Source organism: Rhodococcus (subgen. Prescottella) equi (genome assembly GCF_003013675.1).
GTDB classification, from domain to species: Bacteria; Actinomycetota; Actinomycetes; order Mycobacteriales; family Mycobacteriaceae; genus Prescottella; species Prescottella equi.
In genome coordinates this window covers 387457-413462 of the sequence record NZ_CP027793.1, presented here as the reverse complement: position 1 = coordinate 413462, position 26006 = coordinate 387457, and the positions used below count along the sequence as shown (strand labels likewise).

General features: G+C 68.9%; 24 protein-coding genes. 11 read left to right on the top strand and 13 right to left on the bottom strand.

Going from position 1 to position 26006, the window contains the following annotated elements:
* Window positions 1-132 precede the first annotated feature (132 nt).
* Window positions 133-1848, top strand: a complete 1716-nt coding sequence (locus tag C7H75_RS01865) for an amidase (RefSeq protein WP_081188018.1) — start codon at window positions 133-135, stop codon at window positions 1846-1848.
* Window positions 1849-1858: 10 nt separating this feature from the next.
* Here the strand turns inward: C7H75_RS01865 and C7H75_RS01860 are convergent, their stop codons facing one another.
* The 4 genes from C7H75_RS01860 to C7H75_RS01845 all read right to left on the bottom strand — a co-directional run bounded on the left by C7H75_RS01860 (window position 1859) and on the right by C7H75_RS01845 (window position 5714).
* Complete coding sequence (locus C7H75_RS01860; protein WP_106850874.1) at window positions 1859-2497, bottom strand: response regulator; 639 nt, start codon at window positions 2495-2497, stop codon at window positions 1859-1861.
* Window positions 2494-4452 (bottom strand): sensor histidine kinase, encoded by a 1959-nt coding sequence (locus tag C7H75_RS01855; RefSeq protein WP_106850873.1) that lies wholly within the window; start codon window positions 4450-4452, stop codon window positions 2494-2496. Before C7H75_RS01855 ends, C7H75_RS01860 begins: the two co-directional genes overlap by 4 nt.
* A gap of 58 nt (window positions 4453-4510) precedes the next feature.
* Window positions 4511-5206: a hypothetical protein gene (locus C7H75_RS01850; RefSeq protein WP_005516096.1), complete on the bottom strand. Its 696-nt coding sequence runs from the start codon at window positions 5204-5206 to the stop codon at window positions 4511-4513.
* A gap of 139 nt (window positions 5207-5345) precedes the next feature.
* Window positions 5346-5714 carry a YbjQ family protein gene (locus C7H75_RS01845; protein ID WP_037084711.1) on the bottom strand — a complete coding sequence of 123 codons (369 nt, stop codon included), beginning with the start codon at window positions 5712-5714 and terminating at the stop codon, window positions 5346-5348.
* Window positions 5715-5889: 175 nt separating this feature from the next.
* Between C7H75_RS01845 and C7H75_RS01840 the strand changes: the two genes are divergently transcribed.
* From C7H75_RS01840 to C7H75_RS01825, 4 genes are all read left to right on the top strand, one after another.
* Window positions 5890-6831 (top strand): AraC family transcriptional regulator, encoded by a 942-nt coding sequence (locus C7H75_RS01840; RefSeq protein ID WP_081185486.1) that lies wholly within the window; start codon window positions 5890-5892, stop codon window positions 6829-6831.
* 23 nt (window positions 6832-6854) lie between these two features.
* Window positions 6855-7373 carry a dioxygenase family protein gene (locus C7H75_RS01835; RefSeq protein ID WP_106850872.1) on the top strand — a complete coding sequence of 173 codons (519 nt, stop codon included), beginning with the start codon at window positions 6855-6857 and terminating at the stop codon, window positions 7371-7373.
* A 64-nt stretch (window positions 7374-7437) separates the two neighbouring features.
* Window positions 7438-7887, top strand: a complete 450-nt coding sequence (locus C7H75_RS01830; protein ID WP_106850871.1) for a GNAT family N-acetyltransferase — start codon at window positions 7438-7440, stop codon at window positions 7885-7887.
* Window positions 7888-8106: 219 nt separating this feature from the next.
* Complete coding sequence (locus C7H75_RS01825) at window positions 8107-8994, top strand: IclR family transcriptional regulator (protein ID WP_037085777.1); 888 nt, start codon at window positions 8107-8109, stop codon at window positions 8992-8994.
* A gap of 125 nt (window positions 8995-9119) precedes the next feature.
* On the opposite strand, the gene C7H75_RS01820 is transcribed toward C7H75_RS01825, so the two are convergent.
* On the bottom strand, window positions 9120-10232 hold the full coding sequence (locus tag C7H75_RS01820) for a hypothetical protein (protein WP_106850870.1): 1113 nt from the start codon (window positions 10230-10232) through the stop codon (window positions 9120-9122).
* Between the two features lie 94 nt (window positions 10233-10326).
* Entirely contained in the window at window positions 10327-12516 is a 2190-nt protein-coding gene (locus C7H75_RS01815; RefSeq protein WP_106850869.1) for a DNA polymerase III subunit gamma and tau, read from the bottom strand.
* 186 nt (window positions 12517-12702) lie between these two features.
* Here C7H75_RS01815 and C7H75_RS01810 point away from each other — a divergent pair, with 186 nt between their 5' ends.
* The 3 genes from C7H75_RS01810 to C7H75_RS01800 all read left to right on the top strand — a co-directional run bounded on the left by C7H75_RS01810 (window position 12703) and on the right by C7H75_RS01800 (window position 16699).
* The gene (locus C7H75_RS01810) at window positions 12703-14013 is read left to right on the top strand and encodes an ammonium transporter (protein ID WP_005516109.1); all 1311 of its coding nucleotides are present in this window, start codon (window positions 12703-12705) and stop codon (window positions 14011-14013) included.
* A gap of 546 nt (window positions 14014-14559) precedes the next feature.
* Window positions 14560-15930 carry a fatty acid desaturase family protein gene (locus C7H75_RS01805; RefSeq protein WP_022593626.1) on the top strand — a complete coding sequence of 457 codons (1371 nt, stop codon included), beginning with the start codon at window positions 14560-14562 and terminating at the stop codon, window positions 15928-15930.
* Window positions 15931-16495: 565 nt separating this feature from the next.
* Window positions 16496-16699, top strand: coding sequence for a cold-shock protein (locus tag C7H75_RS01800; protein ID WP_005516111.1), 204 nt, complete (start codon window positions 16496-16498; stop codon window positions 16697-16699).
* A 557-nt stretch (window positions 16700-17256) separates the two neighbouring features.
* Here C7H75_RS01800 and C7H75_RS01790 read toward each other — a convergent pair.
* From C7H75_RS01790 to C7H75_RS01775, 4 genes are read right to left on the bottom strand one after another with little or no spacing between them, the layout of a single operon-like run.
* The gene (locus tag C7H75_RS01790) at window positions 17257-17916 is read right to left on the bottom strand and encodes a class II aldolase/adducin family protein (RefSeq protein ID WP_005516114.1); all 660 of its coding nucleotides are present in this window, start codon (window positions 17914-17916) and stop codon (window positions 17257-17259) included.
* Window positions 17913-18839: a carbohydrate kinase family protein gene (locus C7H75_RS01785; protein ID WP_064079490.1), complete on the bottom strand. Its 927-nt coding sequence runs from the start codon at window positions 18837-18839 to the stop codon at window positions 17913-17915. The genes C7H75_RS01790 and C7H75_RS01785 overlap by 4 nt, the downstream gene beginning before the upstream one ends.
* Before the next feature lie 32 nt (window positions 18840-18871).
* Window positions 18872-19372: an SRPBCC family protein gene (locus tag C7H75_RS01780; RefSeq protein ID WP_064058601.1), complete on the bottom strand. Its 501-nt coding sequence runs from the start codon at window positions 19370-19372 to the stop codon at window positions 18872-18874.
* Between the two features lie 2 nt (window positions 19373-19374).
* Entirely contained in the window at window positions 19375-20754 is a 1380-nt protein-coding gene (locus C7H75_RS01775; RefSeq protein WP_233281846.1) for a flavin monoamine oxidase family protein, read from the bottom strand.
* Between the two features lie 158 nt (window positions 20755-20912).
* On the opposite strand from C7H75_RS01775, the gene C7H75_RS01770 reads away from it, so the two are divergent.
* On the top strand, window positions 20913-21524 hold the full coding sequence (locus C7H75_RS01770) for a TetR/AcrR family transcriptional regulator (protein WP_013414627.1): 612 nt from the start codon (window positions 20913-20915) through the stop codon (window positions 21522-21524).
* A gap of 50 nt (window positions 21525-21574) precedes the next feature.
* On the opposite strand, the gene C7H75_RS01765 is transcribed toward C7H75_RS01770, so the two are convergent.
* Window positions 21575-22522, bottom strand: a complete 948-nt coding sequence (locus tag C7H75_RS01765) for a pyridoxamine 5'-phosphate oxidase family protein (protein WP_084987708.1) — start codon at window positions 22520-22522, stop codon at window positions 21575-21577.
* 9 nt (window positions 22523-22531) lie between these two features.
* Window positions 22532-23521, bottom strand: a complete 990-nt coding sequence (locus C7H75_RS01760; RefSeq protein WP_005516124.1) for an iron-siderophore ABC transporter substrate-binding protein — start codon at window positions 23519-23521, stop codon at window positions 22532-22534.
* Between the two features lie 133 nt (window positions 23522-23654).
* Here C7H75_RS01760 and C7H75_RS01755 point away from each other — a divergent pair, with 133 nt between their 5' ends.
* Window positions 23655-24053, top strand: a complete 399-nt coding sequence (locus tag C7H75_RS01755; protein WP_084957393.1) for a VOC family protein — start codon at window positions 23655-23657, stop codon at window positions 24051-24053.
* Window positions 24054-24167: 114 nt separating this feature from the next.
* On the top strand, window positions 24168-25580 hold the full coding sequence (gene ftsW / locus C7H75_RS01750) for a putative lipid II flippase FtsW (protein ID WP_084957391.1): 1413 nt from the start codon (window positions 24168-24170) through the stop codon (window positions 25578-25580).
* On the opposite strand, the gene C7H75_RS01745 is transcribed toward ftsW, so the two are convergent.
* Window positions 25549-25989, bottom strand: coding sequence for a VOC family protein (locus tag C7H75_RS01745; RefSeq protein WP_037085786.1), 441 nt, complete (start codon window positions 25987-25989; stop codon window positions 25549-25551). The two genes, ftsW and C7H75_RS01745, sit on opposite strands and share 32 nt — an antisense overlap.
* Window positions 25990-26006 lie beyond the last annotated feature (17 nt).

The following is a 26006-nucleotide window of genomic DNA, read 5'->3' as shown; positions in this document are numbered from 1 at the left end:
GGACCGAAGCGATCCCCGTCTGTGACCGAGGCGATCACCGGTACCCGCCGAAACCCGCCCTGCCCACGCTGCTCCCGGCGGTCGACCGCTAACCTCTCCACGGGAGAGTCATGCTCGAGAGGGGGCGTTTCGATGGGTGAACCCGCGATCGAGCGGAGAACCGGTCTGTCACGACGAGGGTTCCTGGGCGCGGCCGCGCTCGGCGCCGCCGGAGCCGCGACGCTGGGGACCACCGGCACCGCTGCGGCCCGATCGGCAATCCGTCACACCGCAGCCGCCTCGCACACCCTGCCGTCGCCCGATTCCGTCACGGTCACCGATCCCGCGCTGCTCGGCGCGGTCGAGGCCGCGAGCCTGCTCCGTTCCGGCCGCCTGCACCCCCGGGAACTGCTCGACGCCTGCCTGTCCCGAAGCGCCGCCCTCGACGGGGAAATCGGTGGCTGGATCCGGATCTATCCCGAGATGGCCTACGAGGCCGCGGATGCCGCGGCGCAAAGACTGTCCGCGAAGAGCCGCAGCACCAACGGCGACGCGCCCCTGGTCTGCGGAATCCCGTTGGCCCTCAAGGACCTGTTCGCCGTCTCCGGACTGCCCCTGACCGCGTCGAGCCGGGTGCTCGCCGGCAACATCGCGGCGGGTGACTCGACGGTGTGGCGGCAGCTGCGGGACGCGGGCATGGTGCTGATGGGCCACGCCCACACCGACGAGTTCGCGATCGGCGTCGCGACCGAACAGGTGGGCAACCCGTGGAACACCGAGTTCTCGCCGGGTGGCTCGTCCGGCGGCAGCGCCGCGCTGCTCGCGGCACGGTTCGTCCCGCTCGCCACCGGCACCGACACCGGCGGATCCCTAAGGCTGCCCGCGAGCGCGTGCGGCATCACCTCGATCAAACCGACGTTCGGCCGGTGCAGCGCGTACGGCGTGATTCCGTTGACGTGGACGCGCGATCATCCGGGTCCGATGGCCCGCAGCATCGCCGACGCCTCACTTCTGCTCGGTCACATGGCGGGCGCCGATCCCAACTTCCCCGCCACGTACGCCGCCCCCTCCGTTCCCGCGGAGGGTTATCCCCTCGCCGCTACGGGCGGGGCACAGCCTTTGGCCGGCAAGCGTTTCGGCGTGGCCCGCCGCAGCGCCGACGCCCTGCCCGCGACGCTCGGCACGCTGTTCGGCGAGTTCCTCGATCTCGTGCGCCGTCTCGGCGGCACCGTCCTCGACGTCTCCCTGCCGATCGCTGCCCCCGACCTGCTGACCGGCGACTCCGCCGAGATGGGCAGCTACCACCGGCAGTTCTCCGACCGACTCGGCGACTACCGCCTCGACAACGGGGCGACGGTCGCCGGCACGCTCGCGGCGCTGGCGGTCCCCTCGATCGACTACATGACGTCCGCCCGGAACCGGATGGTGTACCAGCACGACTACAACCGGATGTTCGCCGACAACGACCTCGACGCCGTCCTGGTGCCGGGCTCCAAGATGGACGGGGCCAAGCGCATCGAGATCGCCGGTGTCTCGGTGTTCGGGGGCACCACGGGCGACGTGCGGTGGGCCAACCTCACCGGTACGCCGGTGGTCTGCACGCCCGCCGGTCGGTCCTCGGCCACCGGTCTGCCCTTCGGTGTCCAGATCGGCGGACGCCCGTGGGACGAGAAGGGACTCATCGAGATCGCGCTGGAACTGCAGGCGGCCCGCCCCGACTGGCAGGCGGCGCCCACGATTCCCCCGGCACCGCGCGACATCCCGCGAGTGCAGGCGACCACTCCCGGACCCGGACCGGATCCGACCAACACCGACAACGTCGGCTTCGGATTCCATTTCCTGCCGACGACGGCGACCGCTCCGGTCTGATCGAGCGTCGTCAGAGCCCCATACCGGCCTCCCGTGCCCGGACGATCGCGGTCGATCGGTCCGGCACGCCCAGTTTGGTCAGGACATTCGACACGTGGTTGCGAACGGTCTTGGGGCTGAGCACCAGTCGTCGGGAAATGGTCGCGTTGTCGTGGCCGCGGGCAATCAGGTCGAGCACCTCGTGCTCGCGTTCGGTGAGTTCACGGAACACACTCGACCGGGCCCGCGGTGCGGCGACCGCGGTCATCGCCTTGGCCGCGACCGCGGCGCCGACGATCATGTCGCCGTTCGCGACCGCGCGGATCGCCCGCTCCACCTCGGCCGGGTCGGCGCCCTTGACGAGGTAGCCACGCGCCCCGGCACGCAGCGATGCCAGCAGGGAATCCTCGTCCTCGTGCATCGTCACCACCAGCACCCGCAGGTGCGGGTACCGGGCGCACAGCGCCCGCGTGGCGTCGAGCCCCGATCCGTCCCCCAGCTCCAGGTCCATCAGCACGACGTCGACGTCCGCGGTGACCACGTCGAGCGCCTCCGCGGCCGAACTGGCCTCGGCCACCACCTCGATGCCGTCGAGGGTCGACAGCAGTGCGACCATGCCCAGTCGGAACACCGGGTGATCGTCGACGACGGCGACGGCGATCCCGCTCACGACGCCACCAGCGGAAGCCGTGCCGTGACGACGGTACCTCTGGGGCAACCGGTTTCGATGGTGACGGTGCCGCCGAGCTCGTCCGCCCGCTCGCGCATGGACCGCGTCCCGATGCCGATGGGCGCGGACGGGTCGCATCCCCGGCCAGCGTCACGCACCACCAGGGTGAGGACCGGCAGTCCGGCACCGTCCGTGCCGCAGGACGCCTCGACCCGGCATCCGGGCGCGCCGCTGTGCCGTCGCGCGTTGGTGACCGCCTCGATCGCGATGCCGTAGGCCGCCGCACCGGCCTGCCCACCGATGTCGGCGGGCACGTCGGCCACCACGTCGAGATCGAATCCGCTGCGGGCGTATCCGGTCGCGAGTTCCTCGAGCGCAGCGCCGAGACCGAGTTCGTCGAGGACCGGCGGGAAGAGGTTGCGCGAGAGCGAGCGCACGCCGTCGACCTGGTGGTCGAGCTGCTCCTGCAGCGAGTCCAGCAACTTCGCGGCGGCCTGCGGGTCGGCGACGAGCAGGTTGCGGACGCCTTGCAGTCCCAGCCGAATTCCCGCGAGCGACGGGCCCAGCCCGTCGTGCAGTTCACGTCGGATCACCCGGCGTTCCTCTGCCCGCACCGAGGCCAGTCGACGTCGTGCGGTCGCCAGGTCCTCGGCGGACTGGACGACGACGAGACCAGCCGTCACCACAGAGGCCAACTCGGACAGGGATTTCCGCGAGCGGAGGCCGAGCGACTCGCCGGGTGGTGCGGTCACCGCGAGGCTTCCGACGCGGGCGCCGCGATGCACCAGGTCCACGGTTTCGGCCGGACCGGTGGCCCTCCCCCAGCACACCGACTCGGCGCCGTCGGCGCGATGCACGGTCACCGATTCGAGCCGCAGTCCCAGACCGACCCCCGCGGCCAGGCCTTCGAGCAGTTCGGTCGGGGACTCGGCGCTCCCGAAGTGCCGACCGAGTTCCCGCACCGCGTGCCCTGGTTCGCTCCCCGATCCGTAGACCAACCGGTGCACCCTGTGCTGCAGCCACATTCGGGACGGCTGTACCGCGACTGCCACAACGGCCGCGGCGACGAACTGCGCGCCGGTGGAACCTCCGTCGGGCAGCAGGCCCGCCAGCACGGTGGCCACCACGACGTACAGCCCGATCAACAGCGCGGTGAGACTGCCCGCCAGCACGGCCCGGCTCACCGCCAGATCCAAGCCCCACATGCGTTGCCGCAGTATCGAGACGAAGATCGCACCGAGGAAGAAGGGCTGCACCACCAGATGCGCGACGGGGGTGATCATCCACAATCCCGGCACCGTCGCCGGCAGCATCAGCGGCACGAAGGACAGCGCCATGAGTGCGGTCCCCAGCGCGAGCCAACCCAGTCCGACCCGCTCGTCGACCGGGCCGGACCGCCACCGCCGGGCGACGTCGGCGGCGGCCACGAATCCGACGGCCACGACGGGCGCGAGCAACGGCACCTCCGAGACGTCGGTGAAGGTGCGCGCCAGGAAGAACCACGCGGTGACCAGTGCGCCGGCGACGAGTCCCACTCGCGCCGCGTCGTCCAACCGGTGGTCGCGCACCAGCCACGGGATCACGAGGAACAGCGCCAGCGTCCCCGGAATCCACGCGGTGTTCTGCAGCGGCGACAGGACGTCCACCCACGGCAGGTCCGGCCGCACCGCCGCCCACTGCGAGTAGGCGTAGCCGAGGGCGGCGAGTCCGATGCCGATCGCCGCCGCCCCCAGAATGATCGGGACGGGGTGCACGCGCCGGGCCAGCACCACTCCGGCGACCGTGCCGTAGACGGCCGAGCCGACGACGTCGACGAGGAAGAACAGTTGGTTCGAGTCGACGCCGGGGTCGGCGACGAGGAAGGTCACGAGCGACAGCACAACGAGCGTCCAGCAGGTCACCGCCACCGCGGCGGCCGCGACCGGCGCACCGACTCCCGCGATCCGCTCGACCATGCACCCTCCCGTGTCGTCCGATCCGCCCGGCATGTGAATCGCTAGCGAGTATGAACCGCTAGCCCCGCACCCGGTCACCGAACGCGAATCCGATCGCCACGACCAGCACCCACACCGGCCCCGTGAAGCCGGCCAAGTACTGCAGCGGGGACACGCCGAACAGCGCGGTGAGCCCGCCGAGCACCAGCGACGTCCAGCCGATCCAGCGCGGTCCCGCGCCGTGGCGCAGCATCCCCGATGCCACCGCGAGCGCACTGACACCGACGCCCGCCCACAGCCACGGGATGGTGCCCATCCAGTGCGCCCCGACGACCGCGTACTCGGGAACCACCTCGTCGAGGTGACCGAGTCCGAAGATCAGTTCGGTGGTGAAACCGGTCCCGAGCAGACACGCCGCACTGGTGAGGACCAGCCCGCCCCCGGCTACCGCGGGCAGCAGCGTGCCCTCGGGCAGACGATCGGACAGCCGGCGCGCCAGTCCGGCGGCGAACACCAACATCAACAGCGCCGCGATCATCAACGACACGTGCATCACGACGACGGCGGTGCGCTGGTCGGCCAGGCGGTTCGCGATCGCCACCGCGTCACCGGCCACGCCCTCCGCGTAGGCGGCGTCGATGAATCCGCTGGCCTGGATACCGATCACACCGGCAAGCCCGGCCACCACACCGACGTACGCCCACGTCCGGGGCCGGTGTCCGGCAGCGGCCGGTTCCCCGGCGGGCGACAACTCCGATATCTCGACTGCACTCACGGGCTGCTCCTGCGGGTCGCGGTGCGCCCACCCGGTCGGGCGACGTCACCGGAACACGGTCACCGCGTTCGCCAGTCAGGCTCCGACGCCCGGCATCCCGGGCACCAGGGACTGCTGTCCCGAGTACCCGGGACAGCAGTCAGCGCGGGCCGTACCCCAGTTCCGCTGCGGTCTGCCGGGCGGCGTCCGTGACCGGCACCGCGTACGCGGCGGTCCCGTAGGCACAGATCTCGGACCAGTTGCCTCCCAGGTCGGAGGTCTCGAAGCGCATCGCGACGATGACGTTCCCGCCCCGCTGGGCTGCCTCGGCGACGAGACGGCTCATCGCCTCGTTCCGACTCTCGGTGAGGTTCTTGGTCATTCCCTGCAATTCGCCGCCGACGAGGGATTTGAGGCCCGCGCCGATCTGCGACCCGATGTTCCGGGACCGGACGGTCAGTCCGAACACCTCGCCGATCACCCGCTGGATCTCCCAGCCGGGAATGTCGTTAGTCGTCACAACAAGCATGACGACGAGATTAGAGGACCGAACACAAGATCCGGAGAACGCGAGTTCGATCCACATCGCGCGGAAAACCACCGCCGACCGGCGGCCGGCCCTTTCCACGCGCCTGCCGGCGGCGTTCAATTGGCTCATACACCCGTGACACGCCCTTTCGACCACGGGTTTGGAGGTAGCAGCGATGTCGAAGCCGGCCGACGGACTCGCGTCGAGAGACTGGGATGAGGTCTCCCAGGCGGTCGCGGACGCCTACTTCCCGCACACCCTCACGCCCAGTACCCGCTTCCCCGCGGCGAACGTCTCGCTACGCAAAACCGGAACCGGTCCCGTCCGCATCGCCCGCCTCGCGTGGGGCGCCGACGTGTCGGTGCAGTCCGAGCACCCTGGTGCCTACGGCGTGAACATACCGCTCACCGGTCGGCTGGACTCGGTGGTGGGCGGGAAGGAGGTGTCGTCGCTGCCGGGCACTGCGACCGTGTGCCCGCCGGATGTCACGACACTGATGCCGCACTGGACGTCGTCGTGCGAAATCATCGGCGTCCGTTTCGATCACGAGTACCTGCAACGCGAGATGCACCGGATCCTGGGGCGTGCCGGTCGGCCGCTGCCGAGCCAGGTGAACCTGTCCACGTCCGCCGGGACGACGTGGCTTCGATTCGTGGAATCGCTGTCCGATCAGATGGACGGACCGCGGTGCCTGCTGCACAACGATCTGGTGGCGAGCCAGATCCTGAGCGCTGTCACCACCGCGTTCGTCCTCGCGGCCGTGCCTGACGACGCGGAGGGAACCGCCGCGACGCGGCCGCGGATCGTCAAGCGGGTGATCGACGCCCTGCACGACGACCCGGCCCACGCTTGGACCGCCGCGGAGATGGCCGAGAAGGCGGGGGTGAGCGTGCGGCGACTGCAGGAGGGTTTCCGGCAGTACGTGGACCGCAGTCCCACCGAGTACCTCACCGACATCCGTCTGGTCCGGGCCCGCGACGACCTGCACGCGGCCGGACCCGGTGACACCGTCGCCGCCGTCGCGCTGCGGTGGGGGTTCGCTCATTCGGGCCGCTTCGCCGCGGCCTATCGCACCCGTTTCGGCACGTCGCCCTCCGCGGCGCTCCGCAGTTCCTGATCCGCCCACCCGAAGGAATCATCGTGATCGTCGTGTCCCGCTTCACCACCCGTGTGCCCGCCGCCGCTCCCCCTGCCTCCCCGGACCCCGGCGGCCCACTGATTCTGACCGGCCGCGCCGTCGACGATGACGGACGGCCGGTCCCCGGTGCCACGGTCCAGGTCCGCCGCAGCGACGGATCCGGCGGTGCGCACGCCGGTTCGACGGTGGCCCGGGTGACGACCGACACCGACGGCCGCTACGCGATCTCGACGATCACTCCTGTGCCCTACCAGATTCCGACGGACGGCCCTACCGGGTGGTTCATCGTGAACGAGAAGTGGAGTCCGTGGCGGCCGGCGCACCTCCACATCACGGTGCGGTCTCCGCACACGCGCACCGCGACAGCCAGGCTGTACTTCCGACGGGACGCGTGGATCCGGCACGACGCACCCGAGTCCGCGATCCTCGACCCCCGTCCGGGCGTTGACGGGATCGACAGGGCGGTCTACGATTTCGCGCTCACGATCGAGCCGTGTCGTCCTGCGGTCGAGGTTCGCTGATCCGCCGTTCGGCACCGCCGTCCTGCGTACGCTGACTCGGAACCCCACGCCCGAGGAGCAGTACATGACGGTCACGATCCACGAGGCCTCCGAGGTCACCGACGAGCTGGTACAGGCGTGCACGATGCTCATACCGCAACTGTCGACGTCGGCACCGCCGATCACCGCGGCGTACCTCGAGCAGGTCGTGGGCTGCCCCACCAACACCCTCTTCGTCGCCAGGCTGGACGGCTGCATCGTCGGAACGCTGACCCTGGTCGTGTCCCCCATCCCTACCGGCACTCGGGCCTGGATCGAGGACGTCGTGGTCGACGCCGCCGCGCAAGGACGCCGGGTAGGAGCCGCACTCACCCGAGCCGCCCTCGCCCGCGCTGACGAACTCGGCGCCCGCACAGTCGATCTGACGTCCCGCGACTCGCGCGTCGCCGCGAACCGGATCTACCTGAAGCTCGGATTCGTCCCGCGCGAATCCAACCTGCTGCGTTTCTCGATGGTCGAGACGCCGCGAGGATGACTCGCCCGACGCCCTGACAGCGGCGGACCGGGGGGACACGTCCGACCGGGGTGCGTAGTCGCGTGGGACCCACGTATGGTGGCGACGCCCAATTCAGACAAACATTTGTTGGGAAGCCTCCCGTTCAGCGGGACACACCTGCTAGCGTGTCGGACTTGATCACAGTTTTCCCGCCTCCGCCGGTCCGACCAGGGGTGCGGAAGTTGTTTGGAGGTGTCGATGACAGTCGTCGAGTCCGGCGATGCCGTCGCAACCCCGCGCCGAGATCTGCCACCGTCGATGATCGAGCGCATGACCCTGGTCCTCAGCGCATTCGACAGTCGGACCTCGCGCCTGACGCTGGAGGAGGTGACGTACCGAGCGCAGCTTCCGCGCTCGACGGTGCACCGCATCCTCCTGCAGCTGGTGCGGTTGAACTGGGTCGAGCACGCTTCTTTCGGCTACTGCCTCGGCCGCCGAGCGCTCGGACTCGCCGGCGGCGACGGCGGCCACAGCGAAATCCGTGCTGCCGCAGCCCCGTTGTTGCACGAACTGCACATGCAGACCGGCATGGTGGTGCACCTGGCCGTCCTCGACGGAGCCGAAAGCGTCTACCTCGACAAGATCGGCGGTCGCTTCGCCTCGACCCTTCCGTCGCGAGTCGGCGGACGCGGCCCTGCGTACTCGACGGCGGGCGGCAAGTCGATGTTGGCGTGGCTCGACCCCGAGCGGGTCGACAGCCTGTACGAGCAGCGGCTGGCCCCCTGCACCGACCGAACCATCTCCGGCCTCTCGACGCTGCACCAGGAACTCAACCGCATCCGGCAGCGGCGCGGGATGGCATTCGAGAGCGGCGAGTCAGTTCGCGGAGTGGCGTGCGTCGGCGTCGCCGTCCGTGGACACGCGGGCCCGGTCGCCGCCATCTCGCTGTGCGGCGAGGCGCGTACGGCACCACTCGAGCGCGTGGCACCGCTGGTGGCGGACGCGGCGCGCGAGGTCTCCCGCACCCTTCACCCCGAACTCGGGCAGCCGCGCCGGGCACGGCGAGCAGCGAGCCCGCCCGCCGCCACGTGGTCGGCCGAGGCGATGGACCGACTGCTCGCCATCCAGAGCGGGCAGTGGATCTGAGTCGGCGACACCACAAGGTCAGCTCGGGCGTACGTGTGCATTCCTGATCCTGGTCCAAGCCTGCCGTCAGATGGGGACCCACCCTGGACGTACAGGACCGGGCGCCGAAGGTGGTCTCGCCGAGCTCACCCCGCCTCGTTGTTCGACGGGTGTTCCGCCTCCTCGAGGCGCTGCCGTTGCCTGACCCCGTAAGCTGCGTCCTTGACGGCAGCGTCGTCCTCGAGACCCGACCCGAGCGCCCCACCGATGGTCGCGATGGACGCCAGCAACCAGGCGAGCGTCAAATAGTCGGAGAACTTCACGTCGTGCCCGAGGGTTCGGGCCAGCACTTCCGGGCGCAGAGTGAGCCACGCCGTGAGCAGCACCAGGCAGAACAGGGCCACGTGCAGTACGACGACCCCGATGGCCAAGGTGACCACCGTCGCGGTGTTGTACAGCACCGAACGATCACGCGCCTCCGGTGAGTCCGGCCGCTCCCACAGCCCGTGGTCGAGGATCAGCCAGAGAACCATCGCCACGATCGACAGGACCGTCGCGGCTCCCGTACGCCAAGGCCCCATCGTGTCGGCGAACAACCAGATCGTGCTGGTTGCCAGCGCGATCGCACCCGTGGCAAAGGCGCCGACAAGGACCTTCGACAGTCCAGTGACCAGTCGCCACGGCCGGTTTGCCCGCACCATCCCCGACAGCAATCGCAGTCGCCACAGTCCCGACGGCGCAAAGTACCGGATCCCCCCACTGATCGGAGCAGACGGGAACCTCCGCGCGGCGCCGGAGGGCACGAGCTCGGGCTCACCGAGGATGCAGGCGATAGCCAGTTCGGTGACGGCACGGACGCGGCGCTCGACGTGGAGGCCACCCACTCCGGCGACGGAGATGAGCGCGAATCGGTGGTCGGCGCTGACGTCGGCCACCACGGGCATGGTGTCCTCGCGGCGCGGTAGATCGGTGAGGTAGACGACGATGTCTTCTTCTTCGGAGGACGGATCGACCGCGTCTATGACCTCGGCGAGTTCCGCTTGCTCGTCGGGGAGGTACGGCTTCCGGCGTACACAGGTCGTCCACCGACGCTCGTCCCCGCCAGGGCTGCCCGTGTCAGGGCTGCGCAGTCGCTGCGGCAAGAATTCTGCGATGCGGGCGGCAAGCGCCGCTGGTTCGCCTGGATCCGCAATGAGGAGCACCGAGATGTCCTCCGCGGCACCGAGCCGGCCTGGCTGCAGATGCTCGTCCATCGTCATGCCTCTGAGTACCCGCTCGGTCCGTTCACTACTCCAAGCAAGGTATGGGTCGGTCACCGCGGAGGCACTTCCGGAACCTGCCTCGATCCAGCGATCAGTCGAGCTTCCGGGCCCCGAGCACCTCGACGAGCATCTCGCCCGCCATCTCCTCGGGGTCGCGTCGGCTCGCCTGATCGACGGGCACCGCGGCCTCCGCCATCATCTCCGCCTCGTCCTCCGGCGTGGTGGGGGGAGGCGGCGCGTCGTAGTCGTAGTCCGCAGGCGGCGGCCCCGGATCGTCCGGGTAGTCCGGAGCCTCGGGCGGCGGGATGTCGTCGTCGCGGGGAGCCGCCGGTCGCTGCGGCGCAGCGGCCGGCGCCCGCCCCTGACTGGGACGCGAGAACTTGGGTGCTGCAGGAGCTTTCGCCTGCGGAGCCGCCTGAGTGGGCGCCTGCTGCACGGGCGCGGAACCGTGCTCGCACGTCACGTCCCATTCGCCGCCGAAAAGGTCGTGCATCGCCGCACGGATCACCTCGGTATTGCGCGGTTCGGCGAGCCGCTTGACCAGCGGGACGGAGTCGTGTGCGAGGACCAGCCGATCACCGTCGATGCCGCGCACCGTGGCACCGGACAGCATCACCTCGACGGTGCGGCTCCGTTCCCGCACCTTGGCGCGCACCTCGGACCACACCGCGCGGACTGCGGCAGCATCCGGGCGGCCGGACGCAACCGGCGCCGCCGGAACGGGTTCCGGCTCGACAGCGGCCACAGGCTCCGGTTCGGGGGCGGGCGGGACCGGTGCAGGCGCCGGGGCCTGCCGGACCGGTTCGGGAGCCACCTGTTGCGGCGGCGCCTGGGGCGGGGTCGGCCCCGGCGCTGCCGGCGGCGGCGGAACCTCGACCGCGGGGCGCTCCGCCACCGGTTCGGGCTGTGGTTCCGGCTGCCGCTGTGGTTCCGGCTGCCGCTGTGGTTCCGGCTGCCGGGGTGGTTCCGGCTGCCGGGGTGGTTCCGGCTGAGCGGGCGGGGCAGACTCGGTCTCGCGACGCTGCGAGGGGCGCTGGTAGACGGGCCCGGACGGCGGCGGCTCGGTGGCGGCCGGGCGCGGCGCCGCAGCGGGTGCACCCGCGGGCGCACCGCCGGACGTCGGCGCGATCACGACGCCCTGCTCGATCCGCTCGAGTCGCTGCAGCACAGCCGATTCCGCGTCCGTCGCCGACGGCAGCAGCATCCGAGCACACATCACCTCGAGCAGCAGGCGCGGCGCCGTGGCACCGCGCATCTCGCCGAGACCGTCGTGCACCAGCTCCGCGTACCGGGCCAGGGTGGCGGGGCCGATTCGCTCGGCCTCCTCACGCATGCGGTCCAGCACGTCGCCGGGTGCGTCGACCAACCCGCGTTCGGCGGCGTCCGGGACGGCCCGCATGAGGATCAGGTCGCGCAACCGCTCGAGCAGGTCGACGGCGAAGCGCCGGGGATCGTGCCCGGCGTCCATCACCTTGTCGACAGTCCCGAACAGCGCGGCGCCGTCGTTCGCGGCAAGCGCATCGACGGCCTCGTCGATGAGCGCGACGTCGGTGACGCCGAGCAGTGCCAGCGCCCGCGCGTAGGTGACGCCCTCCTCGCCGGCGCCGGCAAGGAGCTGGTCGAGCACGCTGAGCGAGTCACGCGGCGAGCCGCCACCGGCGCGGATGACGAGCGGGTACACCGCGTCCTCCACCGGGACGTGCTCCTGCGCGCAGATCTTCTCGAGCAGCCCGCGCATGGTCGACGGCGCGAGCAGCCGGAACGGGTAGTGGTGCGTGCGAGACCGGATGGTCGGCAGCACCTTCTCCGGCTCGGTGGTCGCGAAGATGAAGATGAGGTGCTCCGGCGGCTCCTCGACGATCTTGAGGAGCGCGTTGAACCCCGCCGTCGTGACCATGTGGGCCTCGTCGACGATGAACACCCGGTACCGCGACTCGGCCGGCGCGTAGAAAGCGCGATCGCGCAGCTCGCGGGTGTCCTCCACACCGCCGTGACTGGCGGCGTCGAGTTCGATCACGTCGAGGTTGCCGGCGCCGCCCGGGCCGAGCGCGATGCACGACGCGCACTCACCGCACGGCGTGGACGTGGGCCCCTGCACGCAGTTGAGCGAGCGCGCCAGGATGCGGGCCGACGACGTCTTGCCGCAGCCGCGCGGGCCCGAGAAGAGATAAGCGTGGTTGATGCGTCCGGCGTCGAGTGCGGTGCTCAGGGGCTCGGTGACGTGCTCCTGACCCACCACCTCCGCGAACGAAGCTGGTCGATATTTCCGGTACAGGGCCACGGCGAAAGACTACCGGCGACCGGCGACAGTCGGTCGCCGGAGTGACGACCCGCGCCGATCCCGGCCGGCGGGCGCCGAGAGATTTCCGAAACACAGAAGCAACACGAGCGTCCCGTCGTCGAAACTGCAGGACGCGATCGTCATTTCTCGCGTGCGGTGACACCCCGCCGGTGAGGAGAAGTTCACATGCTCGAGACGATCGATCCCGCGACGACCGCGTGGCTGCTGATCAGCACCGCGCTGGTTCTGCTGATGACGCCCGGCCTGGCCCTCTTCTACGGCGGCATGGTCCGCTCCAAGGGCGTCCTCAACATGATCATGATGAGTTTCATCTCGATCGCGCTGGTCACGGTGGTGTGGCTGGTCGCCGGCTACAGCCTGGCGTTCGGCGACGACCTCGGCGGCGGACTCATCGGCGGACTCGAACACCTCGGCATGGCCGGCATCACCCCGGACACCGCGCGCTCCGGCGTTCCCGAGTTCCTGTTCGCGACCTTCCAGCTGACGTTCGCAATCCTCACCGCCGCACTGATCAGCGGCGCAATCGCCGACCGCGCGAAGTTCTCGTCGTGGATGTTCTTCGTGCCGGTGTGGGCACTGCTGGTGTACGTGCCGGTCGCGCACTGGGTGTGGGGGCCGGACGGCTGGATCTCGAAGCTCGGTGTGCTCGACTACGCGGGCGGCCTGGTCGTCGAGATCGTCTCCGGCGCGTCCGCCCTGGCCCTGGCACTGGTGCTCGGCCCGCGGATCGGGTTCCGCAACGAGCCGATGCGCCCGCACAACCTGCCGATGGTGCTGCTCGGCGTCGGCCTGCTGTGGTTCGGCTGGTTCGGGTTCAATGCCGGCTCCGCGATGGCCGCCGACGGCACCGCCGCCGCGGTGTTCCTCAACACCCTGGTCGCCGGCTGCACCGGCCTGCTGGGCTGGCTGTTCGTCGAGCAGAAACGCGACGGCCACCCCACCACGTTCGGCGCCGCGTCGGGCGTCGTCGCCGGTCTCGTCGCGATCACCCCGTCGTGCGGGTGGGTCGGCATGGTCGGCGCCGCCGTCATCGGTGTCGTCGCCGGTGCCGTCTGCTCGTTCGCGGTGGGCTGGAAGTTCCGCTTCGGCTACGACGACTCGCTCGACGTCGTGGGCGTGCACCTGGTCGGCGGCGTCGTCGGCACCGTGCTCATCGGACTGCTGGCGTCGGAGGTCATGACCGGCGGAGTCGAGGGCCTCTTCTACGGCGGCGGATTCGCCCAACTCGGCAAGCAGGTGCTCGCGGTCGCCGTCGTCGGCCTCTACGCGTTCGGGGTCACGTACGGCGTGGGCAAGCTGATCGACCGGGTCGTCGGATTCCGCGTCAGCGCCGAACAGGAGACGTCCGGCATCGACCTCGCGCTGCACGCCGAGTCGGCCTACGAGCACGCGGTCCTCGCCCACGGCGCGCCCACCGGGCTGTTCGGGCGCGAGCACGAGCGGCCGCGGCCGGAGCCGGAGTCCGACGCAGTCTGACGAACTTCGGAGAAGCCTGAACGAATTTGACCCTGCACTGTTCCCGCTGAACGTATCTATCCCGAGCGGACCGAGGCACACGCGGATCAGGCCGGGTCCAGTGCGCGCCTCGGCAGGCAGTCAGGGGCTCCCGCGAGCGAACCTCGACATGTGACGGTATCCCACACCTGCTTACGCAAGGTGCCTGATCGAACACACTCAGCGATCTCTCAGTCCGAAAAGGCTATTGTGGACTCAGGCGGCCTGCTCACCATTACCGCACCAATCGATTTCTCCGAACGGAGTTCTTCATTCTCCCCAGAACCCGGCCGAGCTCGACGCAGCCGCTCGCCGCTGGTTCGATGATCGAATGACTGCGCCCAATTCTTTTGTGCAGCAACTACTTCTAACGAAAATTCGCCGAGAACAAGGACTCGCTACCTCGCTGCGAGCGCTTCCACCCGACGCCCTACGCAGCCGAGGCGCGGTGTCTCGTATCCCTGCGCCTGGTGAACTGCGTCGCCAGTTGACGCCGGCGAACCTATCGAGTCCAACGGAGGACCCCTGGTGGCCATCACCGACATAAACGAGTTCGCTCATCTCACCGCCGACGACATCGACGCCCTCGGGCGGGAACTGGACGAGATTCGGCGCGACGTCGAGGAGTCTCGTGGCATTCGCGATGCCCGCTACATTCGGCGAGTCATCGGCCTCCAGCGGGCCCTCGAATTGGGCGCGAGGGCGGTGTTGTTCGGCAGCCGCCGCCGGCCGGCGTGGGCGGTCGGGACCGCAATGCTCTCACTGGCGAAGATCATCGAGAACATGGAGCTCGGGCACAATGTGATGCACGGGCAGTGGGACTGGATGAACGATCCGGAGATCCACTCCACCACATGGGAATGGGATCAGACCGGGCCGTCGGAGCACTGGAAGCGTGCGCACAACTACGCCCACCACACCTTCACCAACATCGTCGGTATGGACGACGACGTCGGATTCGGGATCTTGCGGATGACCCGCGACGAGGAATGGCGTCCGATCAACCTACTGCAGCCGATTGCGAACGTGATCCTCGCCGCCACCTTCGAGTGGGGCATCGCCCTGCACGACCTCGAAGCGCAGCAAAAGCGTGAGGGCGTCGACCCCATGCAGTGGAACTCGGCGCCCAACAAACAGTTCGCGGTCAAGATCGTCCGACAGGTCGGCAAGGATTTTGTGCTGTTTCCGGCCCTCACGGGCCGGGCGTGGAAGCACACGCTGACCGCGAACGCGACCGCGAATCTCGTGCGGAATCTGTGGGCATACGCGGTGATCTTCTGCGGGCACTTCCCGGACGGCGCAGAGAAGTTCACCGCCGAGCAGTTCGAGACCGAGACACGCGGGCAGTGGTACCTGCGCCAGATGCTCGGCAGTGCCAACATCGACGGCGGCCCGATCATGGGATTCCTCACCGGAAATCTCAGCTACCAGATCGAGCACCACCTGTTCCCGGACCTGCCGTCGAACCGGTACTCCGAGATCGCCGAGCGGGTGCGGGCGCTGTGCACCCGATACGACCTGCCATATACGACGGGACCCTTGACCAGGCAATACCTGCTGACGCTGCGGACGATCCACAAGCTGGCGTTGCCAGACCGCTTCCTCGAGCGCACCTCCGACGACGCGCCCGAGACCTCGTCGGAACGCAAATTCCACACGAATGGTTCGCGAATCGCGGGGGCGCTGCGAATCGACGCCACCACCGGGCGCCGGCGCGGGCTGCTGTCGGCTCTGCGTGCGCAGGCGGAGGCCCGCGTCGAAGCGCGCAGGTTCATGCGCGGAAGGCGAAGGAAGCCGGCCGGGCTGCCGATACCTCGGGCGAGCCGTACAGTGGGGACGGTGCCCGGGGCCCCTTCTCTGCCCCGACGATCTCTTCGCACCCAGGCCACCACTGGGTGACCGAATACCCGAGTCCGCCGCGCCACATCAGACGTCGCGGGTACGGACCAACGACATTTTCGCGGCGCGGCATCCCGACCGACCTGGAATCGGTCCCTCCGCGCTGTGCCGACAGACAGAAGGACACTTTGTGAACAGCACGCATGATCCGGTCAACGGACGACTCTTCTACGACCCGTGGGACACAGCAGACGGCGATTGCGGGATCAACCGCACTGCGGCCGAAGCACTCACCGACCGCATCCCTGCCGCTTCTCTCCCCATGCCGAGAAGCAGCGAGGAGATAAGTCGCGAACTCTTCAGCACTCGATAGTCCACTGCGACAACGTTTCCGAGGTTCCCGAACGCGTCCCCACGTTGGATCGCGGGTTCGGGTGCGGGACTTTCCATCGGATCTGTGGTTGACTGTGCTTGGTCGTAGTCTTTGTTCGCGTTTACCGCGCTCGCAAATTCTCTGTTGCGTGCGGTTGGATCTCCTGTCCGGGAAAATCTTCTCGTCATGCGATATCGGCCGGACTCTGCCCCTTTTCGGCAGAGCCGTACAGCAGGAGAAAAGGAAATACACATGGCAGAAGGCACCGTGAAGTGGTTCAACTCGGAGAAGGGGTTCGGCTTCATCGCACCTTCGGACGGTTCCGCTGACCTTTTCGTTCACTACTCGGAGATCCAGAGCGGCGGGTTCCGCAGCCTCGAAGAGAACCAGCACGTGCGGTTCGAGATCGGCCAGGGCGCCAAGGGCCCCCAGGCGACCGGTATCACCGTCATCTGATCCATCCCCGCTCGTCCCCCTCGCGGGGATGTGAGGCCACGTCGGGGCTCGCCCCTCCTATGCAAGGGGGCGAGCCCCGACGTGTTTCGTACACACGCCGGGTCACCATCCCGAAGCGGACCCGTTCGGCGCGGAGCTACTGCTTATGGGTGAACGACCCCGTGCAAGTTCTCCGCAGCACGCGCCACCCTGGTCAGCTCTGCCCGCGCGGACTTCATCGCAGCGGTGTGACTGAGTGGGACCGCCCGCACTGCATCATCCCCGACCGGTCGGCGGTGCCCCGTCCTGGTCACCCTCGCCCGCTCGTCCTCCACCCGCTGCCGATCCGCATACACGCGGCGCCAGAAGGCCGCATCGAGGGTGAGGGACATGGGTTCCATTCTGCCACTGCGCGGTTGACCGAAGCGAACTGGAGCAGCAATGTGTGCGACTTCGTGCCCCGCGGAACAACCGCGGGGCACGATGAGGGTGACGAGCTTCGCGTCGGGTTGCCCTTCGGCGACCCGGACGACATCGCACTCGAGTTCTTCGCACCGCCCGGCTGACGCGCCCGCTGCTCACACGCGGCGCTTCTCCCCATACTGCGTCGCGATCGCCATCTCGATCACGGCCTGTAGGTCGTCGGGCGTGAGCGCGCGGGGCCGGCGCACCGCCGCGGCGCGGAGGTAGACCTCGCACAGCCACTCCAACAGCACGATCCGGTCGAGCGCTTCGGTCGGCGACTGGCCCACCGCCACGGAGCCGTGGTGCGCCAGGATCGCCGCGTTGTGGTGCGCCAGCGCCTCGACCGTCGACGTGGCGAGTTGCTCGCTCCCGAACGCCGCGAACGGGACCACGGGGATGGCGCCCCCGAGCAGCAGCTGCTGATAGTGCACCGGGGGCAGCTCGTCGGTCACCAACGACAGCGCAACGGTGGACGTCGAGTGCGCGTGCACCACACTGCTATTCGAGGTCGACCGGTAGATGCCAAGGTGCATTTCGAGTTCGGTGGTCGGGCGCAACCCGCCCTCGATCACGTGGCCGTCCAGGTGCACGACGGTGACGTCGTCGACGGTCGCGTCGATCAGGTGCACCCCGCTCGCGGTGACCGCGACCGCGTCGCCGTCGCGGACACTGACGTTGCCGGCGCTCCCGAGCACCAGTCCGCGCGCCGCGACCTGCCGGGCGGTGTCGGCGACCGACGCGCGCAGCTCGGTGAACGCACCGGGGCTCGTCATCCGAGATCCTCGGCCGGGCGCCGTGCCGCGATGAAGGCGCGCACCGTGTCCGCGTCGTACGTCCCGTAGGCGCTGCCGAGCCCCTGCGCGGTGTGCGCGGCGGTGGCGTTGCCGAACTCCGCGGCGCCGACGACGTCGAGTCCGAGGGAGATGCCGCGCAGGAACCCGGCCGAGAACGCGTCACCGCACCCGCTGGTGTCGACGACGTCGACCGGGAACGCCGGCACCTCCGTGATGCCGTCCGCGGTGGCGACCACCGTCGGCTCCGCTCCTGCCGTGGCGACGACGCACCGGGCGCCCAGTTCCAGCAGGCGTTCGCAGCCCTCACGCAACGACGACGCCTCGGTCCAGCCGATCACCTGCTCGTCGTTGGGCAGCAGGTAGTCGATGTGCGGCAACGCCGCCCGGATGTAGTCGAGGACCCCGGGCAGGCCCTGCGCCAGGCTGTCCGCCGACGTGATCGCACCGTGCTGGTGTGCCCGCTCGAGGATCTGCGCACCGAGGTCGCCGCCGTAGAACTCCACCGCCCCCAGGTGCACGAAGTCGGCACCCGCCAGGTCCTCCCACGGAACATGCTCGCCGAGGAACTGATTCGCGCCCACCACGTGCAGTGCCGGCCGTGAGCCGTCCGGGCGGATGGGAAGAACCGAGGCCGACGTCTGCGCACCGGTGATCCGGTGCAGCAGTGAGGTATCGATGCCCTCGCGTTCGAGGAGCATGGTGAGCATCTCGCCCACCACGTCGTCGCCGATCGCTCCGGCGGCGCGCACCTGCACTCCCAGACGTGACAGGACGAGGCCCGTCCCACCCGCCGTGCCGGCCGGCGAGATCGCGATCTGTTCGACGAGGGCACCGCCCTGGCCCTCGGGAATGCTCTCCACCGGCCGGACCAGGGTGTCGAGCACATGCACGCCCAACATCATCGCCCGCACGGAATCTGCCGCATTCGTTGTCGTCACCGGACTTCGTTCCCTTCCCGGAGTTCCTGCTGTGTCGGACGTTCGGAGAGGATCACCGTCTCGAGTGCGCGCATCGATTCGTCGAACGCGGCGGCCATCGAGGAACGGAGGATCTTGTGGACGAGGGCGCCGAGCGGGGCCGGCCCGAGCGTGAAGTGGAATTCATAGGTCATCGAGGTGGCGGCGTCGCCGACCGGCGCGAACCGGAAGATGTTGACGACGTCGCGCAGCGGCGCAAGGCCCACACCGGAATCGATTCGCAGCGTCTTGGGTTCGAGGGTGCGAACGGTCCACTCGGCGCGCGACGTCAGCGGACCCACCGACGTGACACGTTCACGATACGACTTGCCGACGATGGCGGGACCGTGGTGGGAGGTCACCTCCCGGACACTCACCACCCAGTCGCCGTAGCGCCCGGTGTCCGACGTCAGCTCCCACACCTCGTCGAGCGTGGCGGCGAGAACGCGCTGTGCGCTGATCACGAAGCGATTGGGCATGATCACATCTTCCCTTCGGCCGCAATGACTTCGGCTGCAGATGATTCACCGGAACGGACGGCACCGTCGAGATACCCGTTCCAGTACGGCGAGTGCTCGGCACCGGCCCAGTGCACTCGCTGGAAGGGCACGTCCCGCCACATCCCCAGTTCGGTGACCACGCCTGGCGCGAGCACCGACGTCGGGCCGCCGCGCGTCCACTCTTCCTTCGTCCAGTCCTGTTCGATCCACTCGACGGGTGTGAGCGCCTGCTTCCCGACGACCGTGGCGAAGGCCCGTAGCACCGCTCCTCGGCGCTGACCGGCCGGGAGCGACACCCATCGCCGCCACTGGGCGCCGCCGACGAAGCCCATCAGAATGCCGGGGCCGCCGTCCGGTGGGGAGTTGTCGAACATCGAGCACACCGGCGAGGTGGGATCCCGGAAGACCCCTTGACCCGACAGTCCGTCCTTGCGCCAGAACGGTTCCGGATAGACGGCCTCGATCTTGCAGAGCGTGCCGAGTGCCATGCGTGAGAAGAGTGCGTCCTGCTGGGCCGGGAGCAGCGGATCCCACGCGATTCGGCTGGCCAGCGCGGGAGGCACAGCGACGACCGCCCGGCTCGCGGACCATTCACGGTTGTCGCTGAACACCCGCACGCCACGTCCATCCTGCTCGACCCTCCGCACCGGCTCGCCGAGCGCCACCGCATCCCCGAGCTCGTCGGCGAGCCGCAGCGAGAGCATCTGGGCACCGCCGTGGAACCGCGAATCCTGCGCTGCCCCAAGCACTCCGATCATCCGCTCGACGGTACCGGCGGTGTATTCGTTGCCCGCACCGGCGACGTACCACAGGCCGAACAGCGCGGACGCGTCGGTGGCGGACCCACCGAACGCCGAACCCAGCAGGACGTTGAGCAGGTCCAGTCCGCCGTCGGTGACCGCGCCGCGCCGGATCCAACTCGTCAGCGACTGCGAGTCGAGAGAGCGTGCCCCACGCGCGTTCCACGGCTCGTCGACCGGGATCGACCTGGCGGCCCGGTTCACCCGGAGGATCAGCGCACCCACGTCGGCCAGCGCGGCGGGGTCCGGCGGAACGTCACCGGTGAACGTCCGGGCCGTGCCGTTCTTGACGTACGTACTGAGCCCCTGATCGAAGGTCGAGAAGGTCTCGACCCCCAGCTCCTTGGCCAGCGCCAGGACCCGGTCCTGGGTCGGGCCCACGAACTGGCCACCGGAGTCGACGATCCGGCCGTCGCCCAGGTCGTGATTGAGCGTGCGTCCACCGACCCGGTCACGCGCCTCGACGACCTGCACGGCCAGTCCGGCGTCCACGAGTCGACGGGCTGCCGTCAGCCCCGCCAATCCGGCACCGACCACGATCACATCGGTTGTCGATGCCACGGTCACCTCCCCCACTCCTCGACTGCGAACAACTCTCGGCTCCGTCCGCGCCGGCCGTCGAACCGATCCGACGGCCGCACCGACCGACGGTCGCGGGAGACACGTTAGGCAAAGTTTGGCCAAATGGCCAGACTTTGCTCGATAAGTATCCTCGTCCCATGAACCCCTCACGTCGCTCGCACTACGCACGCGGACGCGAACGACGCACGGAGCTCGTCGCCGCGGCAATTGCGGTGATCGCCGAGAAGGGGCTCGAGCGCGTCACATTCCGAGCCGTCGCCGACCGGGCCGGGTTCCCCGCCTCCACCACCAGCTACTTCTTCGACTCGGTCCCCGACGTGATCGACGCGGCCATCACACAGATCGCGGACGCGGTCACCGACAAGGTGGCCACGCTGCTCACCGCGGCTCGGTCCGAGACGGTCGGCCGGGACGAACTGGCCGAGGCCCTGGTGGAACTCGTCACGGGGCAGGACAACGACGATTCCGTCGCACAGTTCGAGGCATATCTCGCGGCGCGACGGCGACCCGAACTCGCGGAGGCGGTCCATCGCATCATGGGCGCAATCGAAGAGGCCACCGAACGCGCCCTGGAGATGTTCGGGGTGGAGAACCCCGCGCTACCCGCACGCCAGTTCGTGGCCCTGATAGACGGTTTCACGCTGCACGAGATCGCCCGGCCGGGCGATCCGGTGAGCCGCGTCGCCCTGCGGGACTCGATGATTCGGCTGCTCGAGTCCCATCTGTCGAGCCCGGCGACGTCCCGCTGAACCACCGACACGACGGCTCGACCGGGCGACCACCGACGTCGCGCAAGGGTTCAGGAGGCGCCGACGTGGGCGGTCCAGATCGCACCCGCTGTCGGCAGGGCGCCCTTCGGTATCCGACGGTCCGGACGCCACAGACCCGACGCCTGCAGGGAGTCCTCGTGCCGGAGGTCGACCCGTTCGGCGTCGATCAGGAGCGCCAGTTCGGGAAGCGCGCCGCCGCCCTGCACCCGTGCGCGCACGGCGGGGTCGGTGGTCACGTGGGCTGTACCGCGCACCTCGAGGACGCGGTCGTCTCCCGGGACGAGGGCGAGTAGCGACACGGCGGGATTGGCGAGGAGGTTTCGGAAGGTGTCGGTGCGCCGGTTCCCGGGTCGGTCCGGCAACGCGATCAGGTGGGAGTCCAGAGGCACGAGGAAGCCGCGGTCGTCGCCCTTGGGGCTGACGTCGCCGTGACCACCGGCGTCGGTGCTCGACAGCGTCAGGAACGAAGTCGCTCCCAGGAACGCCAGCACATGCGGGTCATCGAACCCGCTGTCCTCCATGGTGATCGGAGCAAGTTCGGACGGCTGGTGGTCGCGCCACAGTTTCGAGCGGGTGACGCACCTCGCGCAGTGGAGGAACGCCTCCTCGACGTCGAGGACTACCGACTCGCCGTCGCGCCGCACCCGCCCGTTCACTCGCAGCGTCTCGCCGTACCCGGGTACCAGCGCCACCAGCCCTGCGGGCGCGCCGTCTTCGACGTCCGGCGGCACGACGCCTCCGGCCACGTCGACGCGCAGCGCCGTCGCATGCTCCGCCGTCAGGGTCCCGGGATCGCCGCCGACGACCACCGAATGCTGTGCGCCCGAACGCCCCTGCACTCCCAGTACGGCGAACGGCGCGAACGACAGGAAGGCGACACAGTGCTCGTCGAGCACCGAGATCGACTTCTCGAGCGTGAGCGGCGGCTGCTCGCCGTAGATCGCCTCCAGCTCGGCAACTGTCGAGATCGCGGACACGGGACGCCCCTAGCCGACAGTGGGAACGGAGGTCGCCGGATCGTCGTCGGACGCGGCGGCCAGCGCCGGAACGGTGGCGTCGATCAGGTACGGCAAGCTCAGCGGGCTCGCGAACCCGAGCGCGGCGGGCACGTCCGTGCCGAACTCGCCGAGGTAGACGGTACGGTCCTCCTTCACGACACCGAGCTGCGCGAACACCGGGTTCGACGCGAGCTGTTCCTTGGTGGCGCCGAGGACGATCAGGTTGTCCTGGTCGAGCAAGGCCAGCTGTTCGGCGCTGATCGAACCGGTCTGCGCAGGCGTCGAGAATCCGAGGTTGGTGAAGAAGTCGCCACGCGGATCGCCGGCCTCGAAGATGTAGAAATCGCCGTCCATGTACATCGCGACCGCGGCGGTGCGGCCCTGGAACCGCGGGTTCGACGTCTTCGCGTCTGCGAAGTCCGACTCGACGGACTGCTGCAGTTCGCGCGCCTCGGTCTCCTTGCCGAGCGCCCGGCCGATCGTGGCGAGCTGATCCTGCCACGAGCCGGAGCCACCGCTCGCCCCGTTCAGGTCCCCGATCGTCGGGGCGAGCGCCGCCAGGGTGTCGTAGCCCGACTTCTCCGTCAGCGAGTACGTGCCGACGATGAGATCCGGATTCGCCTCCGCGATCTTCTCGTACTGCAGATCCATCTCGCCGACCTCGGGGATGTCGCGGGCATAGCCCGCCGCCCACGGCCGATCCTTGTAGGCGTACCCGGAGTAGGCGCGGGTCGCCACAGGCGTCTCACCGAGCGCCAGCACGAAATCGAGATCGTTGAATCCGACCGTGACGATGCGTGAGGGCGCTTCCTCCACGGTCGTGGAGCCGTACGCGTGCTCGATGGTCACCGGGAACGCCCCGTCCCCCGAGGACGCGGCACCGTCATCGGTCGCGGCGTCGGAACTGCACGCGACCAGAGAGAACGTCCCGGCCAGGGCGACGAGGGAGAGCGCGAGCGAACGCCGACGAACAGTCACAGCAAAGACCTTCCCAAGAGGTTAACTGACGCTAACCTAACTCGAGGGTGTCGGCCGGACCAACACCGCCCCGGTCGGAGCCCTGCGGCGATAGGCTTGGCGGCGTCAGCGATTCCCGAGGAAGGGGTCTCTCGTGGCACCGTTCCCAGCCCTCACCCACATCGCCGTCACCGTGTCCGACATGGCCGTCAGCACCGAGTGGTACACCCGTCTGTTCGGGGCGCCGCCGGTACTCGACGAGGACGAGGAATCCGGCGCCTTTCATCACGCCGTGTTCGCGCTCGGCGGCGGGACGATGTTCGGCCTGCACACCCACACCGGGTCGAACCCGGACACCGCTTTCGACGAACGGAACATCGGGCTCGATCACGTCGCCTTCACTTGCAACACAAAAGAACTCGACTTCTGGAAGTCCCGCCTCGACGAACTCGGCATCGCCCACGGCGGCATCCGGACCGCCGCCTACGGCTCGGGCCTGTCCTTTCGCGATCCCGACAACATCGCGCTCGAGTTCTTCGCACCACTCGGCTGAACCCGACTGCTTCCGAGTCGAATTGCGCGTGCCCGGGTCTCGGACGCCACCTTCTGTGATTGATGAGATTCAGGAGGTTCATGAGAGCATCGAGGCGTGAGAGCGCAGCCGGAGATGGATCCGGCGGGAAATCGGGCTCGATCCCGTTCGCGGAACGTCCCCAGTTCCACCCGCCGCGACAAGACGAAGACGACACCGCGAGCCGGGGAGGCCGGTCCGGTGCCGAGAACTCGGCTCGGTGTGTGGCTTGCGCGACCGCTGTTCGACTTCCATGTAATCCTCAGCGTGACAGCCCTGTTGGTGACGGTCGGGCTGACCATGGTGCTGTCGTCGTCGAGCGTCGAGTCGTTCGTGACCTCCGGATCGCCCTATGCGCGGTTCCTTCCCCAGTCGATGTATGCGGCCATCGGAGCCGTCGCCTTCGTCGCCATCGTGCGCATCGGCACCAGGACGCTGCGCACGTGGGCGCCGTGGCTCCTCGGAATGGCCGGGGTGCTCCTCGTCCTCGTCCTCGTTCCCGGAATCGGTGTCGAGCAGATGGGCGCCCGTAGCTGGTTCGTCGTCGGCGGAATCTCCTTTCAGCCATCGGAGTTCGCGAAGGTCGCGCTGGTGCTCTGGTGTGCGCATCTGATCGCCAACTACCAGTCGGCGGGTGCCGACGTGAACACCGCACTCAAACCGCTGGCCGTGGTGAGCGTGACGGTCATGGCGCTCGTCGTGCTCCAGCGCGATCTCGGCACCATGATCACGATCGGCATCATCTTGATGTCGATGCTGTGGTTCGGCGGATTCCGCACCCGCACGGTCGCCACGATCACCGTCGCCGCCGTCTCGACGTCGGTGGTCCTCGGTCTGACCGCGGGCTACCGCTCGGACCGGATCAAGGCCTTCATGAATCCCGACCTCGACCCGCAGGGGTTGAACTACCAGACCATCCAGGCCAAGTACGCCCTCGCCAACGGTGGGTTGTTCGGCAAGGGCCTGGGGCAGTCGGACGCGAAGTGGAGCTACCTGCCGCAGTCCCACAACGACTTCATCTTCGCGGTCATCGGTGAGGAACTGGGCTTCGTCGGCGCGGCCATGCTCATCGGGCTGTTCGTGGTAGTGCTCCTGACCGGCATGCGGATCGCTCAGCGCTCGACCGATCCCTTCCTGCGTCTTCTCGCGGCAGCGTCCACCACGTGGATTGTGCTGCAGGCGTTCATCAACGTCGCCTACGTCGTCGGCCTCATACCGGTCACGGGACTTCAGCTGCCGTTGATCTCCGCGGGCGGCACCTCGATGATCACCACGATGATGATCTTCGGATTCATCGCCCACGCCGCACTACGCGAACCCGAGGCTGTCGTCTCGCTGCACGACGGCGGTGGACGCTGGATGCAGGTGGTGTTCGGACGCCCCACGCGGCCGGCGACCGCCCGAGCCGTGTACCGGCGCACCACCGAGCGCGCCGCGGACCGCATCGGTCACACGCGACGACAGGGGCGCGGGGACGTCAGCCGAGCTGCTCGAACAGGGACACGATGATCCCTTCGGGCCCACGCACATACGCCATGCGCACGCTGCTCTCGTACTCGCCGATGCCACCGACGAGCCCGTACCCGTCCGCGGCGACCGCATCGACGGCCGCCTGGAGGTCGCCGACCTCGAAGGAAACGTTGCGCAGCCCGAGCTCGTTCGCCATCGCCGCCGGCGACCCGGGCACGTGAGGGGGTGTGACGAACGACGACAGTTCCAGCCGGGCCCCCGCGCCGGGCGGCCGCAGCATCACGATGTTGCAGTGCGCGCCGGGGATGCCGCACACCGTCTCGACGAACTCCCCCTCCACGGATCCGGTGCCCTCCACCTCGAGTCCGAGACCGACGAAGAACGCCGTCGCCGTGTCGAGGTCCGCGACGGTGATGCCGACATGGTCGAAACGTTTCACGTGTGCCATGGCATCCATCCTGCGCC